The organism is Alicyclobacillus sp. SP_1, from assembly GCF_024706985.1.
Lineage (GTDB): Bacteria > Bacillota > Bacilli > Alicyclobacillales > Alicyclobacillaceae > Alicyclobacillus_I.
This window is the reverse complement of sequence record NZ_JAMCCX010000028.1, coordinates 117,362-133,018: the sequence shown is the minus strand read 5'-3', so window position 1 is coordinate 133,018 and position 15,657 is coordinate 117,362. Positions and strand designations below refer to the sequence as shown.

The 15,657-nt window shown below is 53.5% G+C and carries 14 protein-coding genes and 12 tRNA genes; 6 read left to right on the top strand and 20 right to left on the bottom strand.

The features are described from left to right. Window positions 1-6: 6 nt before the first annotated feature. The 17 genes from M4I36_RS08930 to hutU form a co-directional block, all read right to left on the bottom strand. Window positions 7-948 carry a heavy metal-binding domain-containing protein gene (locus M4I36_RS08930; RefSeq protein WP_258111376.1) on the bottom strand — a complete coding sequence of 314 codons (942 nt, stop codon included), beginning with the start codon at window positions 946-948 and terminating at the stop codon, window positions 7-9. 27 nt (window positions 949-975) lie between these two features. Further along, window positions 976-1,362, bottom strand: a complete 387-nt coding sequence (locus M4I36_RS08925) for a hypothetical protein (RefSeq protein WP_258111375.1) — start codon at window positions 1,360-1,362, stop codon at window positions 976-978. A gap of 83 nt (window positions 1,363-1,445) precedes the next feature. Next, the gene (locus M4I36_RS08920) at window positions 1,446-2,990 is read right to left on the bottom strand and encodes an anthranilate synthase component I family protein (protein ID WP_258111374.1); all 1,545 of its coding nucleotides are present in this window, start codon (window positions 2,988-2,990) and stop codon (window positions 1,446-1,448) included. A 12-nt stretch (window positions 2,991-3,002) separates the two neighbouring features. Next, window positions 3,003-3,560 carry an anthranilate synthase component II gene (locus tag M4I36_RS08915; RefSeq protein ID WP_258111373.1) on the bottom strand — a complete coding sequence of 186 codons (558 nt, stop codon included), beginning with the start codon at window positions 3,558-3,560 and terminating at the stop codon, window positions 3,003-3,005. A 220-nt stretch (window positions 3,561-3,780) separates the two neighbouring features. Beyond that, window positions 3,781-3,857: transfer RNA gene (locus M4I36_RS08910), tRNA-Ile, on the bottom strand. A gap of 29 nt (window positions 3,858-3,886) precedes the next feature. Continuing rightward, window positions 3,887-3,963, bottom strand: a tRNA-Asp gene (locus M4I36_RS08905). 3 nt (window positions 3,964-3,966) lie between these two features. Continuing rightward, window positions 3,967-4,042: transfer RNA gene (locus tag M4I36_RS08900), tRNA-Met, on the bottom strand. 129 nt (window positions 4,043-4,171) lie between these two features. Continuing rightward, a tRNA-Val gene (locus M4I36_RS08895) sits at window positions 4,172-4,246 on the bottom strand. A 1-nt stretch (window position 4,247) separates the two neighbouring features. Next, window positions 4,248-4,322: transfer RNA gene (locus M4I36_RS08890), tRNA-Glu, on the bottom strand. A gap of 5 nt (window positions 4,323-4,327) precedes the next feature. Then, window positions 4,328-4,402 (bottom strand) — tRNA-Asn (locus M4I36_RS08885). Window positions 4,403-4,410: 8 nt separating this feature from the next. Then, window positions 4,411-4,486 (bottom strand) — tRNA-Ala (locus tag M4I36_RS08880). A gap of 4 nt (window positions 4,487-4,490) precedes the next feature. After that, window positions 4,491-4,573: transfer RNA gene (locus M4I36_RS08875), tRNA-Leu, on the bottom strand. Window position 4,574: 1 nt separating this feature from the next. Further along, window positions 4,575-4,651: transfer RNA gene (locus M4I36_RS08870), tRNA-Arg, on the bottom strand. A gap of 68 nt (window positions 4,652-4,719) precedes the next feature. Beyond that, window positions 4,720-4,796, bottom strand: a tRNA-Ile gene (locus tag M4I36_RS08865). Window positions 4,797-4,942: 146 nt separating this feature from the next. After that, entirely contained in the window at window positions 4,943-5,956 is a 1,014-nt protein-coding gene (locus tag M4I36_RS08860; protein ID WP_258111372.1) for an agmatinase family protein, read from the bottom strand. Continuing rightward, window positions 5,953-7,173, bottom strand: coding sequence for an imidazolonepropionase (gene hutI / locus M4I36_RS08855; protein ID WP_258111537.1), 1,221 nt, complete (start codon window positions 7,171-7,173; stop codon window positions 5,953-5,955). Before hutI ends, M4I36_RS08860 begins: the two co-directional genes overlap by 4 nt. Before the next feature lie 46 nt (window positions 7,174-7,219). Continuing rightward, a complete protein-coding gene (gene hutU / locus M4I36_RS08850; protein WP_258111371.1) occupies window positions 7,220-8,878 on the bottom strand; it encodes a urocanate hydratase in 1,659 nt (552 codons plus the stop codon). 401 nt (window positions 8,879-9,279) lie between these two features. On the opposite strand from hutU, the gene M4I36_RS08845 reads away from it, so the two are divergent. From M4I36_RS08845 to M4I36_RS08820, 6 genes are all read left to right on the top strand, one after another. Continuing rightward, window positions 9,280-10,602, top strand: coding sequence for an NRAMP family divalent metal transporter (locus M4I36_RS08845; protein WP_258111370.1), 1,323 nt, complete (start codon window positions 9,280-9,282; stop codon window positions 10,600-10,602). A gap of 95 nt (window positions 10,603-10,697) precedes the next feature. After that, entirely contained in the window at window positions 10,698-10,946 is a 249-nt protein-coding gene (locus tag M4I36_RS08840) for a hypothetical protein (protein ID WP_258111369.1), read from the top strand. 169 nt (window positions 10,947-11,115) lie between these two features. Then, entirely contained in the window at window positions 11,116-11,397 is a 282-nt protein-coding gene (locus tag M4I36_RS08835) for a hypothetical protein (RefSeq protein ID WP_258111368.1), read from the top strand. A 238-nt stretch (window positions 11,398-11,635) separates the two neighbouring features. Then, entirely contained in the window at window positions 11,636-11,893 is a 258-nt protein-coding gene (locus M4I36_RS08830) for a hypothetical protein (RefSeq protein ID WP_258111367.1), read from the top strand. Window positions 11,894-11,997: 104 nt separating this feature from the next. Next, window positions 11,998-12,555 (top strand): COG4315 family predicted lipoprotein, encoded by a 558-nt coding sequence (locus tag M4I36_RS08825; RefSeq protein ID WP_258111366.1) that lies wholly within the window; start codon window positions 11,998-12,000, stop codon window positions 12,553-12,555. A gap of 127 nt (window positions 12,556-12,682) precedes the next feature. Further along, complete coding sequence (locus tag M4I36_RS08820) at window positions 12,683-13,285, top strand: hypothetical protein (RefSeq protein WP_258111365.1); 603 nt, start codon at window positions 12,683-12,685, stop codon at window positions 13,283-13,285. A gap of 544 nt (window positions 13,286-13,829) precedes the next feature. On the opposite strand, the gene M4I36_RS08815 is transcribed toward M4I36_RS08820, so the two are convergent. The 3 genes from M4I36_RS08815 to M4I36_RS08805 all read right to left on the bottom strand — a co-directional run bounded on the left by M4I36_RS08815 (window position 13,830) and on the right by M4I36_RS08805 (window position 15,569). Next, a tRNA-Ser gene (locus M4I36_RS08815) sits at window positions 13,830-13,919 on the bottom strand. Between the two features lie 53 nt (window positions 13,920-13,972). Beyond that, a tRNA-Gly gene (locus M4I36_RS08810) sits at window positions 13,973-14,047 on the bottom strand. Window positions 14,048-14,150: 103 nt separating this feature from the next. Continuing rightward, a complete protein-coding gene (locus M4I36_RS08805) occupies window positions 14,151-15,569 on the bottom strand; it encodes an ammonium transporter (protein WP_258111364.1) in 1,419 nt (472 codons plus the stop codon). Between the last annotated feature and the right edge of the window lie 88 nt (window positions 15,570-15,657).

The window sequence follows — 15,657 nt, the reverse complement described above, 5'->3', positions numbered from 1 at the left end:
CTCATGTTATGAATTTGAATCGTTGAGGGACACGACCAGTTGCGGCCGCTCCGGATGAACTTGACCGCGATTCGATACAATCGTTCCCATAGCGAAAAATTCAACAATGTGATTCGTTCGGCTATCGACTTCTTCGAATCCCACTTCGACCTCGACTTCGACTTCTTCCACATGCATGGACGTGTGATGAGCTAGAACCACATTCCCGCCGACATCCGCCGCATGATGCTTCATTGCCGTAATCGCACGATGTCTCGCCTGATAGACCGCATCCGAATACGAATACATCTCTTGATTGTAGTAGCTACCCATTTGCCACATGTCTTGACGGTCGCTTTGTTGATAGTAGATTCCCACACCCATCGCCAAGCCGACTGGCATACTCCCGGCATGCAACAGGCGAACTAAGTCCTGACCCGACACGGTACACAGGAGCGGACTTGAAGGAACAGATAATCCCTCTACCACAATAGCAGTTCCGAAAGCACGAAGCTCTAAGGTTTCTTGCTCGAGTCCCTCACGAATTTCCAACTCTACTCCGACCACCGCATTGGCACCCAACAAGGCGGCCTCTTGACTGAGCCGGTGAAGCGCCAAAGCTCGCGTATCGTACATCGCCTGTTCCTGCTGCACAAACGAGTACGACCCGTAGTAGCTCGCTGCGTTCGCTTTACCCCGCGTTCCCAGGTGATACACGCAGCATCCCATCACCAACCCAAGTGGGCGAAGCTTGTACCGGGACAAAACCGCCCATTCACTGACAGTCAAATCACTCGTCCATGGTAATTCGTGAGCTAGTTGCTCTTTTGCTCGGTCATAGACGTAACGCGGCAGTTCCCCTCGTTCCAGAGCGGCCTCCGCGTTGGCCGCGCGCTCCGCGCTGCGACGAATGCGCTCCTGCAATTCTTCTCGCGTCATCCCACCAGGGTTTTTTCGGCGAAACCACACTGGTCAACATCCCCCCTTTCGCCGTTATTAGGACATTAAAAACTCCAGCAACTTGGCGTGCAGTTCGTCGTGTCCTTCGGCATAACGAGAGATTTCCTGAGACAGAGCATCGAGCCAGTCCGGAAATGGCACGGTCTCTGTTTTCAAGCGAATCCCGCGAACCACTTTGCTAATTTCCGTCCTAATACCATGCTTACCAGAAAAGTGCAATGTGTATTCCTCACTGTCAAAACTAATACGAATACACTCTACCCGCGGCGACTTGACAAACAAGCCGTGCTGCCGTTCAATGACTGTTTTATCGGGCAGCGCTCCCTCGAAACGTGTTGCCAATGCCTCGACGAAAGCTCTTTCGTCCGCAATACTGTTGCGCCAAGCAGCCGCCGACAAGTCAAACTGAAACCCGTTCTCCATGTGCTTTCCTCCTCACGCTGGAGTGTCCCAAAAGACTGGAGGAGCTTCCTCTCCATTCGCAGATGGATCTCACAACCAGTATATCACTTTTGCACGGTCAACGGACGTGACAAAATATCTACAAGTGCGCCCGCCTTCCGATGACACTCCTGCCACTCTGTGCTCGGGTCACTGTCTGCCACAATTCCCGCGCCCACTTGAATATAATATTGCCCGTCTGTCTCCACGATGGAACGGATGATGATAGCGGTATTGGCATTCGACTCTAAGTCGACCATGCCAATCAGTCCACCATACGGTCCACGGCGCAACGTCTCGAGTTCATCAATAATCTCCATGGCGCGAATTTTTGGCGCCCCCGACAGCGTGCCCGCCGGAAACGTGGCGAGTAGCGCGTAGAAGACAGAGACATCGTCTCGCAATCGAGATCGAACAAGAGAGACCAAATGGAACAAATGAGAATAGGGTTCGACGACAATAAACTGCGGAACATGGACGGACCCGATGACGCTGATGCGGCCTAGATCATTGCGACAAAGGTCGACGAGCATCACATGCTCAGCGCGCTCTTTTTCATCAGCGAGTAGTCTGTTCATGAGTTCGGCATCTTCTTCGGGAGTCTGACCGCGCCCTCGCGAAGTTCCTGCGATGGGTTTCATCTCCGCCGACCCGTCGACCGTTCGAAATTGAACTTCAGGACTAGCGCCAAAAAGTCGCATGTCCGGGTATTCGGTCATGAACATATACGGGGACGGATTCAATTTGCGAAGTTGGTCGTAAGCGACGTAAGGGTGAAGTCTGGCTTCGGTACGCATGCGCTTCGAAACCACAACTTGAAAGATGTCGCCTGCGCGAATGTATTCTCGAGCGCGATTGACATTATCCATGTAAGTCTGCGGAGCGACATCATCGATGATGTCAGTCGGCGATTGCGATTGGTCTCTGGCACTTGCAAGGAGTTCCGGCTCGTCTGCCGTATAGACATCGACTAACCGCGAGACGTTTTTCACCAACGACTCCAGCCTTGACGCGTCTGCTCCCGTGAGATACTGAATCATTTGGTTCGGTATCGAAAAAATCTTTGCTTCGTGACCGCGCAAATGAACTGTCAAGGCGTGAAATTGCAGTCTGATGTCGGGAAGCTGCCGGTCATCAACCGTCGTCTTCGGGAGTTTTTCCAGGTAGTGCACGGCATCGTACCCTAAGTACCCGAGAAAGCCTGATGAAAATGGTTCCCAGTTCTCCGTACCCACCATGCCGCGAAGGGTTTGACGCAACTGTTCCAAAATAGGAATTGGGTCCCCGGCTAACAAAACACTCGGCTCCATCCCGACGGAAGACGGGCGAAACATAGGAGCCTGTGCTGGGCGCGGCGCCGCGGCAAACACTTCCTGAACCACTCGGTCTAAGCCATGCCGGACATAGATGGCTGTACATCCGTCCTTCACTTGCACTTCCAACAGCGGCATCAGTCCGAGAATCGACAATTGATAGCGAGTATCTGTCTCGCGATCCTTTGCCGCATCGAGCAAATAGACATCGTGGTCGCCCGCCTGACGAACACACTGCAAATAAAAGTAAAAAGGGTCTATATCCACTTTTGCCACACGAACGGTCTCGTTCAACACGCCATCACCCCCTCAGCTTGCAAGAAAATTCGCCAGTATCGTCTTGCCAGACTCCGTCAAGATGGATTCTGGATGAAACTGCACTCCGACTGCGCCCGTTGGTCGATGGCGAAGAGCCATGATGGCATCGTCGGTCTCTGCAGTGACTGTAAAATCGCTCGGCAGAGTGGCGCGATCTACCACCAGGGAATGGTAGCGCGTCGCTTGAAATACTGGAGGGACCGAAGCAAACAGCGGATCGGCCACATGCCGAACCATGGAAGTTTTCCCATGCATCAGTCGATCCGCTCGAACGACCCGCCCTCCAAACGTCTGCCCGAGGGCCTGATGCCCCAAACAAACACCAAGTACCGGCACGCGCCCAGCAAAATGGTGAATGGCTTCCAACGATATTCCAGCCTCTGAAGGAGTGCAGGGACCAGGCGAAACAAGCACATGGGTTGGGCGTATGTCGAACGCTTGCGCCAGAGGGGCAGAGTTCCGAATGACTCTCACCTCTGCGCCAAGTTCTCCGCAATACTGGACCAAATTGTAAGTAAACGAATCGTAATTATCAATGACCAGCAACATGTTGACACCCTCCTAAAATCGGGGGGCCGGACGACGAAAAGACACAGCCGTTGACTGTGTGCGGCAAACCGTTCTCTTCACAGACTTTGCCAGACGCTCTCGGCTCCACCAAACTCAACTCATCTATGTTCCATCTCTGCTCGACTCTCGTTCAGCCTACCGCAGTGCGAGGGATTCGTCAATCCGACAGAAATGGAGAACATAAAAAAAGGACCACCTATGGTGGGCCTAAGAGGACTTGAACCTCTGACCTCACGATTATCAGTCGTGCGCTCTAGCCAGCTGAGCTATAGGCCCTCGCAGAGGGTGCGGCTACGATAAAACAGTGGCGGAGCTGACGGGATTCGAACCCGCGGTCTCCTGCGTGACAGGCAGGCATGTTAGGCCACTACACCACAGCTCCATGTGGTTGCGGGGGCAGGACTCGAACCTGCGACCTTCGGGTTATGAGCCCGACGAGCTGCCAACTGCTCCACCCCGCGACGAGTTAAAACAAACACTTCACATAACAACGTTCATGTACCTGTAGGTAAGTCGTACAAGAACCAAAAGCCTTCCAAACCGAAGTACTTCCAATAAAGCGATGAGCTTCAAGAAGCGAAGAGGCTCACTGGTGGGCGGTGGCAGGATCGAACTGCCGACCCCTCGCGTGTGAAGCGAGTGCTCTCCCGCTGAGCTAACCGCCCATGGTGACCCCAGCGGGACTCGAACCCGCGTTACCGCCGTGAAAGGGCGGTGTCTTAACCGCTTGACCATGGGGCCTAAAGTGGCTCCCCGAGTAGGATTCGAACCTACGACCCTCCGGTTAACAGCCGGATGCTCTACCGCTGAGCTATCGAGGAACATCCATTGGTGGAGCTAACCGGATTTGAACCGGTGACCTCTTGAGTGCGATTCAAGCGCTCTCCCAGCTGAGCTATAGCCCCGCTATGGTGCCGAAGGCCGGACTCGAACCGGCACGGTTTCCCGCACGATTTTGAGTCGTGTGCGTCTGCCAATTCCGCCACTTCGGCATGGCGTGCCCGGAGAGATTCGAACTCCCGACCTCTTGATTCGTAGTCAAGCACTCTATCCAGCTGAGCTACGGGCACATTTCGAAAATAGCGACCTTACCATTATACCACATCCTGCAGTTTCACGCAAGAGCTTTTCGTCTTCTTGGTGGGCCTAAGAGGACTTGAACCTCTGACCTCACGATTATCAGTCGTGCGCTCTAGCCAGCTGAGCTATAGGCCCCGGCTCCCGCGGAAATGCTACTGTGCTCGTTCGTCCTTTGAAAGCGACGCCCTTGATAATAACAAGCTTCCGAGGGGATGTCAACGCTCGATGGGCCATTGAGCGAAAAAAGTTTTCCCCATCCGCAACACGCACTGCAGGCACCATCATTGGCTCCCTTTGCCCTTTGCGCGCCCCAAGCAAAAATGCAACAACAGGGTGGTAGCCAATCGCGATGTTGTTTGACGAACGTCCACCAACGGATCGGCGCAGACTAAATCGAGTGCGAAAACACGATGGTCCGCGCCAAGGAACTGGAGAACATCATAGACCTCGAAGAGGCCCAGTCCGCCCGGAGAAGGCGCTGGAACCCCCGGAGCAATGGCAGGATCGAGCACATCGAGATCGAACGAAACATAGATGGGCCAATCGGGCTCGGGCGCGATGGCGTCCAAGGCACGTTCCACGACGGTTTGCAGCCCATTTCGGCGGACTTCCCCCATCGGCACCAAATGTACGCCGTGGTCGCGCGCGTACTGCGTGTAGGCCCGCACATTGACGAAGTCCCTCAGTCCCACTTGAGCCAGCCGCGCCCCTTGCAAATGGCCGCCCGAAAGCAACCGACGAAACGGCGTCCCATTCGTGGGACCGCCATCTTCGAGATTCCTCAAGTCGTGATGAGCGTCAAAGTGCAGGACGGCGAAACGAGAGTCGACGGCAGCACGGGCCGCCAAAATCGGCGCCGTGATACCGTGATCTCCGCCCAGAACGAGCGTCAATTTTGCACCCGGACGGGTCCAGTAGTCGAAAAACGCCTCCTCGACCTGGTGCAAACAGCGCTGAAGATCCGTTGGATGCATAGCCACGTCGCCAAAATCCGCTGCGCCCAACATTTCTGAGAGGTCGATGTCCGATTCCACACTGTACGTCGAAAACGCTCCAAACGTTTGGCGCACAGAGGCTGGAAACATAAACGCGGCCGAGTGCGAGATGGACGTCTTCGAGAGTGGCACACCAAGCAGACCTACATCCACGGTGCCTACGTCCACGGTGCCTACGTCCACGGTGCCTACGTCCACGGTGCCTACGTCCTTGGAGGTCTTAAACCAGTCGACTACTTTGCGGTCTTCTGTATCTCGATAACCGCCTTTTCCGGCCGGTACTAAGTGGCGATAGTTCACAGCACGCACCCCCGTTTCGCGACCAGACGACCGTCGATATACACTTCTGCTGCCTGATTGGTGCCAAAGTGATAGACCAAATGCGACACATCTGGAACGTCCCAAATCACAAAGTCCGCAGGCCTGCCCACTTCGAGCTGACCGGATACTGCACCGCACCCAATCGCGTACGCAGCGTTGCGCGTCACTGCCGCCAAGACTTCGATGGGCGTCATCCGCATCTGATGCGCAGCAAACTGCATGACCAATTGAAGGTTCTCGGTCGGGCTGGAACCCGGATTACAATCGGTGGCGAGAGCCACCGCAAGGCCGCATTCGTCGATCATCCGTCGGGCTGGTGCCATCTCTTTGCCCAGATACCAAGTAGTTGCCGGAAGCAAGACTGCGAGGACACCCGCCTCGGCCATTTTTATTAAATCCCCGGTGGCGGCGGCACACAGGTGGTCGGCAGAGGCCGCGCCCAATTCGGCGGCAAGGGCGGCACCGCCGAGCGGGTTGATTTCGTCCGCATGAATTTTTACGCCAAGCCCAACCGCCTGTGCCGCTTGCAGAATTCGCCGAGAATCTTCCACAGAAAAGACGCCCGTCTCGCAAAAAACGTCCGCATACGCGGCGAGCCCTTGCTCAGCCACACGTGCCATCATCCCTACCACTGCATCCACGAAAGCACTGGGGTGCTCACGAAACTCTGGAGCCATCGCATGGGCTCCAAGAAACGTGGAGACCAAGCGTTGCGGCCCTCGTTGAGCCAATTCACGAACCGCCAGCATCTGGCGCTCCTCTGTAGCCCAGTCTAAGCCATAACCACTTTTTGCTTCGACACATGTCACCCCATACGCCAGCATGGTCTCTAAGCGACCCTTGGCAGCGGCAATCAGCTCTTCCAGTGAGGAGGCACGCGTCTGCTCCACGGTTGACAAAATCCCGCCACCTGCCGCTAAGACATCCAGATACGGAACACCGTTCAATTTTTGTTCCAGCTCCGATGCGCGCGAGCCGGCGTAGACCACATGCGTGTGCGGGTCGACCAAGCCGGGCGTAACCAGTCTGCCCCCTACATCCACACGATTCACATCCGCTGGCAGTGCCGCCTCCACGTCAGGCCGCTCCCCCACCGCCACCAGCCGTCCGTCTTTGACCGCGATAGCTCCGTCGCAAATCACTTGCGCGGTTCGCATCGCTTTGCCGCAAAGCGGCCCCGAAGGCCCGCCTTGCATCGTCGCCAATTGTTTGATCCCGCTGTACAGTGTGACCGTCAACGTCTCAGCCCTCCAGCATGGGTATGCGCAGTTTTGTCCGTTCCGCCGTGGCAATGGCCGTCTCATATCCAGCATCGGCATGGCGCAAGATGCCCATGCCTGGGTCTGTTGTCAAAACCCGCTCCAGCTTTCTCCGAGCAATCTCGGACCCATCCGCCACGACGACCATCCCGGCATGAATAGAAAATCCAATTCCCACTCCACCACCGTGGTGTACAGAAATCCAGCTTCCGCCAGCCGCTGTATTCACCAACGCATTCAAAATGGGCCAATCCGCAATCGCATCGCTACCATCTTTCATGCTCTCGGTCTCTCGGTTCGGACTTGCAACGGACCCTGTGTCGAGATGGTCTCTGCCAATGACAATGGGTGCAGAAATCTCTCCAGTCCGCACCAGTTCATTGAGTGCTAATCCGAATTTTGCACGTTCCCCGTAGCCAAGCCAACATATACGCGCGGGCAATCCTTGAAATTGGACTCTTTCTCGAGCCAATCGAATCCAGCGGCACAAACGCTCATTTTCCGGAAACATCTCAAGCACTAAATCGTCTGTCCTCGCAATATCCGCCGGGTCTCCAGACAATGCCGCCCATCGAAACGGACCTTTCCCTTCGCAAAACAGAGGCCTGATGTAAGCAGGCACAAAACCCGGGAAATCAAACGCATCTTTGACGCCTTCGTCAAACGCGACTTGGCGAAGATTGTTGCCATAATCGAAAACGACAGCTCCGCGACGCTTCAGTTCCAACATCGACTCCACATGCCGCGCGATGGTTTGCCGGGACAGTCGCTCGTACGCAGTTGCATCGCTCGACCGCAGTGCTGCCGCCGATTCCACTGAGTAACCCGTCGGGACATAGCCATTCAGCGGGTCGTGCGCAGACGTCTGATCCGTCAAAAAGTCAGGAGTTATGCCACGCCGCACCAGCTCCGCCAGCACATCGGCCACGTTTCCAATGAGGGCGACACTCTTTGCTTCCCCACGCTCCGCAGCCCCGCGCACACGCGCTAGTGCATCGTTCAAGTCATAGGCAATCTCGTCGCAATACTTCGTCTCCACCCTTCGCTTTGCCCGCTCGGCGTCGACTTCTACAGCCAAGACCGCCCCACCGTTCATAGTGACAGCCAACGGTTGAGCACCTCCCATTCCGCCAAGGCCTGCCGTGACGACCCACTTGCCAGAAAGAGACTGCAATCCCGCTTGAACGGCTGCTTCAGCGAACGTTTCGTACGTTCCTTGAAGAATCCCTTGCGATCCGATGTAAATCCACGACCCTGCCGTCATCTGACCAAACATGGTCAAACCCATTCGCTCATACTCTCGAAAGTTCTCCCACGTTGCCCAGTGCGGGACGAGCAGGGAATTTGCAATCAACACTCGAGGTGCTTCTCGATGGGTGCGGAACACGCCGACTGGCTTGCCGGACTGCACAAGCATGGTCTCGTCATCTTCAAGGGTCTCGAGCGTCCGAACCAAAGCCTCAAACGCGGGCCAATTACGAGCGGCTTTGCCACTTCCACCGTAAACCACTAAATCATCAGGACGTTCAGCCACTTCCGGGTCCAAGTTGTTCATCAACATCCGCATGGCCGCTTCCTGCTCCCAGCCTTTGCAACGCTTCTCTACTCCCCGCAAAGCTCGAATGACTTTTGCTACCGCCACAAAGCAACACCTCTTCTTCCTTATACTAATGGTCAGAAACTTCTTGTGGACAACGTCATTGACAACCTCTTCTCCTCAGTATATCACTCCAAAACCCGTCCCCCATAGAGTGCGATTCAGGCTAGCATGGGGTGAAATGCCATCAAGAAATTTTCTTTTTACAATTTCACTTTGACCAGTTGACGTCGAGAAGCGAAGAGCATACCATGAAAGCGGATGTTGGCTCAGGGAAACACTTTTAGTCCGTCCTAGTGACATCATACCTGTCGTAAGCCTGTACCCAACCGAAACGGTTCCACTTTGTTACGGGTCTTTTCCATAAGGAGCACCTGCGCCCATCATGTTTCCTTCGGCAAACAAACTGGCTCTAACCTAAAGATGACTTCTCGGAGGTGTCAAGCATGTCAGTGAAAGCAGCAGACCGTGAGGATGCAGCCCGCGCATCCGACAGACTGCAGGTTCTTCAAGCCCGTCGAAACCGTCGATGGCTGTGGCTATTCTGGTTACTGATTGGACCAGGGATTTTGGTCATGTTGGGGGAAAATGACGCACCGTCGATGCTGTCTTACGCCGCGACCGGATCTCAGTTTGGCATAGGCTTCTTCATCCCGTTTATCATTTTCACTTTCTTTCTAGCATTCATCGCTCAAGAAATTACCGTTCGACTGGGAGCTGTATCAAAAGCCGGTCACGCGGAATTAATTTATCGCAGATTCGGCCGATTCTGGGGCAATTTTGCCATGGGAGACCTTTTGGTCACCAACTTGATGACACTTGTTACAGAATTTGTTGGCGTGGTCGCTGGCGCAGGATATTTCGGAATTCCGGCTTGGGCCGCCGTTCTTGGGGCTATCATCATCATCAGTTGTGCGTATTCTTTCCGAAGGTACTGGTCGTGGGAGCGAATGGTCATGGCGCTGGCCGCCTTTAACCTCATCTTCATTCCACTAGCCATTATGGCCCACCCTAATTGGGGAGAAGTTGCTCACGCAACTTTGACTTGGAGTCCACTACCCGGCGGTAGCAGTTCAAACACCATTATCATCTTGCTGTCCGACATCGGAGCGACCATCACGCCGTGGATGTTGTTCTTTCAACAGGGAGCCGTCAGCGACAAAGGCCTCTCCATCCGAGATGTGTTTCAGGGCAGGCTGGATACTGGCATCGGGGCAATTCTGGCCGCTTTGACGGCCATTGCAGCCGTCATCGCGACTGCGCCGCTGTACATTCACCACATGAACGCCAGCCAGTTTGGCGGAGCCCAATTCGCTCAAGCGCTCGTTCCCTACATCGGACACGTGGGCGGCGCGATGTTTGCCTTAGGCATTATGGAAGCAGGCCTCGTTGCCGCGACGACCATCTCGACATCATCCGCTTATGCTTATGGAGAAGTTCGCCGACAAACGCACAGCTTAAATAGTTCATTCAAGGGAGCAAAATCGTTCTACGGCATGCTGTTTCTGACGTTGATTGTCACTGGTGGAGTGGTCGTCATACCACACTTCCCACTGGAATATGTCGTCATCATCGTCAACGTAATTGCCGTACTGACCATGCCTCCTGCGATTGGATTCCTGCTCATCCTCGTCAACGATAAAGAGGTGATGGGCGAACACCGCAACGGTTGGTTCTTAAACGTCTTGGGAATTGGCGTAGGTGTCTTCGTCTCCTTAGCGGGCATCGTCTACGCGCTCACCGTCATTTTCCCGTCACTTCATCTATAAAAATCCGTAGCATGCCGATTCCTTGACAGCCGTAGTTTTGCGGCAGTGACAGACCACGCACAGTCTTGATAAACTCATGTGAGGAGGGCTCGAACATGTTGTCTAAAGACTTTCCTGAAACGGAACCGTTGGATAAACTCAACATGTCCAGACTAGCTCAACAGCCGGAAAAAATACGAGAATTACTCAAAGAGCATGCAGAGAGTGAAGAAAAGACAAAAGCTTTGACCCTGCGCAAACTCGGTCCAGGATTGAAGATGACCATCTGGTTACTGCGTATTTACGTAATTTTTATGGCGGTCGTCGTCGTAATCAATGTGGTTCAAACGGTACACGGTTCGTGACTTGACGGCCCTCTGCAGCATCTCTGGTCACGACATGCTCCGAGGTGCCTCCTAACGATGCCTCGGGGCATGTGTTCCTAACGAGTTCTCCCGTGCTTCATCCACTCGCACCAGAAGAGAGAACGGGGGCAGTCGCAAACAATTGCCGCTGGCGATTGAGGAGGTTTCCATGCGGGCATATCTCATTTTACTTCAAGTTTTTTACGCAGTTCTGTTTGTTCCGTGGTGGTACGCGCTGACAATTGCACCTACTATGTTTAACCATGGAGCCACGAGTTGGGCAGTTCACACAAGTACCGCGATTGTGACCTACCCGCTGTCCGTTGTTGCATGCTCTCTATTGTCTTGGATTCAATTCCACCGATGGCCACGAGCTGTTCGGTGGATTATTCTCGTCCCGATGCTCTGGCCTGCGGCTGCATTGACGGTCTTTCTCAGCATTCGAGCCTGACTGCCTCGACGCACGAGAGGAAAGTTGGCTCGTCACCCTTTCCAGTTCCTGTACTTTGCGCCCAAAGAGCCATGACGTATGTGTGAAATTGACGCCACAAGACCGTTTTCTCCGTGCACGAGCCTATTCGCCCTATGCGGACCTTTCATTTAATGAATCGACGTCGTTCATTTCTACCCTTAGTCTTCACGCTTTGCATGGGCCTTTCCATGAAATCTCTAACGAAGAGCTGGTGGACATGAAAAAAACCTCTGAGGCGGATTCGACATTTTCTCGCTCTCAACGGTACACACAGGAAAAAGCACGGCTCGCCGGGCTTGGAGCCTTTATATTTTTAGCGCGTTTGAGCCTCGGGGAAGCACTTTTCGACGAAGAGTTCAAACGAAAACATCACTTTCTGCTGATTTCAAATTCTCTGTTCACTGTGCTTTTCATCGCCTTGCTCGTCATCCCCGAACGCGAGGCCCTTTTGAAAAAAGTTCTCATCCGTGATTAGATAGAAGTGGGTGAACGGCATAGACACTGACAATCTGACTTCATGAGCCTCTGCGTATGCACAGCGTGTGCTTTCCGCAATGACTAAACAAGGAGGTAAATCCCATGAAATCCCGAATTGCCTTGTGGACGGCCCCAATTCTCGCACTCGCTCTGGTTACGGGCTGTGGAACTGCGGCCGCGACAACGAGTTCTAGTTCAACCAGCAGTAGTTCTGCCAGCAGTGGCTCAAGTGGTGGAACATCCTCATCCACACCCGTACTGCGCGTCGTCAAAAACAGCCAATTGGGGAACATTCTTGTTAACAGTCAGGGTATGACTGTTTATCGCTTTACTGGGGACAAGAAGAATCACAGTACGGTCTACGGGGCCAACGCTGCACTTTGGCCGCCCGTCTTAGTGAAGCCGGGTGTTTCCCTGTCCGTCGGCCCTGGCGTCACAGGAAAAGTTGGAGAAACAGCGAGATCGACCGGAAAGGAGCAGCTCACCTACAACGGGATTCCGCTTTACACGTACAGTGCAGATACAACGGCTGGACAAACCAGCGGAAACGGCGTACTGAAGAAATGGTACGTTGTCCGTCCATCAGAAACTTTCTCGAGCAACCCGGTGATTGGTTCCAGCAAAGACTCATCTTCGTCGTCCACTTCCAGTGGGTGGTAACAGCACTCAACTACATGCCCCTACTTCAACCGTCGTTCTTCCGTTTCGCAACTCATGATTTTGCATGAGATGGGAACTACTACAATGTACCCTAATTGTGAAACGGCAGAAAGGCGGAACTCGCGACATGAACACAGCTAGGAAAATATTGCAAAGAGGGTTTGGCTCTGTCGCCTGCATAGCAACCACTCTTTTCGTCGGCATCTCGACAGAGGTTCCTGCAAGTCAAGCAACGAGTTCACCCACCAACACGGCACACATCCTAAAGACTGGGAGAGTTGAGTTTCGAGTCTACAGCCCATCCGACAAATCAGAGAAAAAAATACCCAAGGCACATGTCATCCTAATTGGTGCGGATGGAAGTATCGTGAAAATTGGCACGACGAACGCCGAAGGAAACTTTGTTGCGACCGTCCCTGCTCAAGCGGATCCACGATTCTCAGAAACGCGTCCTCTCGACACTACAACCGCAATTGTCTCTGCGGCTGGTTATCGAGAGACCGTCTTATTTGAAGTGCCAGTGGGACGACTGTCCGTCCAGCCAGTACCTATCTATCCGGTGACACCAGGAAAGCGAAACGAACCCATCTCGCTCCTAGGAAACTTAAATCGTCATGATGTGTTAGGAATGGTCGATAAGTACATGAGACTGGCCAAACTCCCCCAGCCCGAGACAAAGGATATCCCTTCTAAGGTCGTCAGTCAGACACCGCATGGACTACAGGCTTGAGGGAATATCCGTTAAGGTTTCTTGGAAGTGAGCAAAATGAATCGTACCGTCTAACATCAAGTCGGAAGATTCTGACCCGCAGTGAGGGCAAAGCGTGGGAATTTCTTCGGCGTCCCATTCTGTTTCACACTTCATGCAAACCAAGAAGTGAACTTTCATGCGTCAAACCTCCCTTGTCCAGCATGGACAGTGTATGTGATTTGTATTGAAGTTGTGTTGAAAGACGCCTAGGGCCATGAAGACTTCCCCATCGGGGCGCCAACTGAACAATATTTTGAAAGGTAAAGTTGCCAATGAACGCCTCAGACGGTGCTGAAACTGCGTAAAACCACTATGGAATCCGCGAAGCGCATGAAAAATGCGTTCTTAACCATGAGAAATGCGTTCTCGAACAGAGGAGTAACAAAGAGGCGCATGACACAATACGACGGGCGCAGTATGAACATGGTTCGTCAAAAAAATCGCTTTTCAGAAGAAATCAAAAGCGCGGCTTCCGGTCTCCAGTCGAGACCATCGGAACTCCGCGCCTTGTCTTATCCCTACGTGGCGGAGAGAGTGGGATTCGAACCCACGGTAGGCTTGCACCTACGGCGGTTTTCAAGACCGCTGCCTTCAACCACTCGACCATCTCTCCGAGAGGTGCGGCAAAGATAGCCCACCAATCGGACCATCTTTGCCGCCATCCTATGGAGCGGAAGACGGGATTCGAACCCGCGACCCTCGCCTTGGCAAGGCGATGCTCTACCCCTGAGCCACTTCCGCATACCGCATGCAGGCCTCCGTCTGAATACATCTTGACTTAGCATGCAAGCGGTAGTGTAACCGATGGTCGACGCACTTGTCAAGGCAACGCAATGACGCACCATCAATTCTCGGGACGACTCAGAGACACAGTCCGTTTCTTCGCATAGACCGGCTGAGGTACTCGAATGGGCGGACGTACTGGAGTCTGCATCTCTTCATCGCGGTCGTCCGATGTCTCGCCATGCACCTCCATGTCTCCATGTTCAAGAGCGGCGTCCGACAGACGAAGGGGTACCACAAGACTGATGAGCTTTAAAATACCGTAAGTCATGCCCGCATCATAGGCAACAATGACGAGTAAAGCTATCAACTGGTCAAGAAATTGTCGAGGATTCCCATAAAGCCAACCAGTAACCGAAGCACTTGGAGTCCCTTTCACTCCAATGTACTCAAGCAAATTCGGGTCCGCAAAGATTCCTGTCATCAGCCCACCAATGGCACCCGCAATGGCGTGTGTATGCACCACCCCGAGCGTGTCATCAACTTTCTTGAAAATCCCTTTGGAGCCAAGGCGATTCATAGTGTACCACGGAATGATAGCAGCTACGAGGCCAATCGCGAGAGCTCCGTATCCATTCACGTATCCCGCTGCTGGCGTAATGGCAACAAGCCCGCAAATCATGCCATTGATAGAGCCGACTAACGAAGCTTTTCCTGTATTGAAGTAATCCATAAAGAGCCAGGCAATCAGAGCCATCGCCGTAGCGAGATTCGTGTTCAAAACAGCCACAGCAGCGTCCGCATTGGCAAAGTATGGGTCACCGCCGTTGAAGCCATTCCAACCAAGCCAGAGAATACCCGCGCCCGCCATTGCCATCATCAGATTATTTGGATTGAAGTTCTTTCGGTCTTGTGCCAGTCTCGGTCCAACGACCGCTGCGGCAACAAAACCAGACACACCCGCTGCAACGTGAATGACGTAACCCCCACTGTAATCCACAGCGCCGAGTTGTGCGAGCCACCCGCCTCCCCAAAGCATGAACGCATTGACACTGTAGACGAGCGTAGACCAGATAGGCACAAACAACATCCACGCCTTAAAGCTCATGCGACCCAGCACCGCTCCAGCAAGGATGATTGGGGCAATGGCAGCAAAAACAAACTGAAAATAAATCATAGACGACATAGGAAAGCGCAGGGACGGCATGCCACTCGAAGCTAAGGGAACATTAGCTCGCCCAGATTCGAGAAGTCCATTTAAAATCGGATGAGGGCGACCGACCATATTGGATAGGATACCCGGCCCTAAGTCGAGTGGACTTCCAAAACCCATGCTGTAGCCCCACATGGCCCAGACAATCAAAACCACAGAAAATGCATAAAACGCCATCATTGCAGAGTTAATAGCCCACTTCTTTTTGACAATACCTCCATACAAAATCGCGAGTCCCGGAATGGATTGCAGTCCCACAAATGTAGCGGCGGTCAATTGCCAGGCGTTGTCTCCAGAATTAACGAAGGACGGTGACGGAAGGAACAAGATGATCGCCTCTCCTCTCCTGTTGTCAGCTTTTTTGCAACAATGCTGACTTTTCTGTTACCAGTACAGTACAGGATGAGCAAAGGCG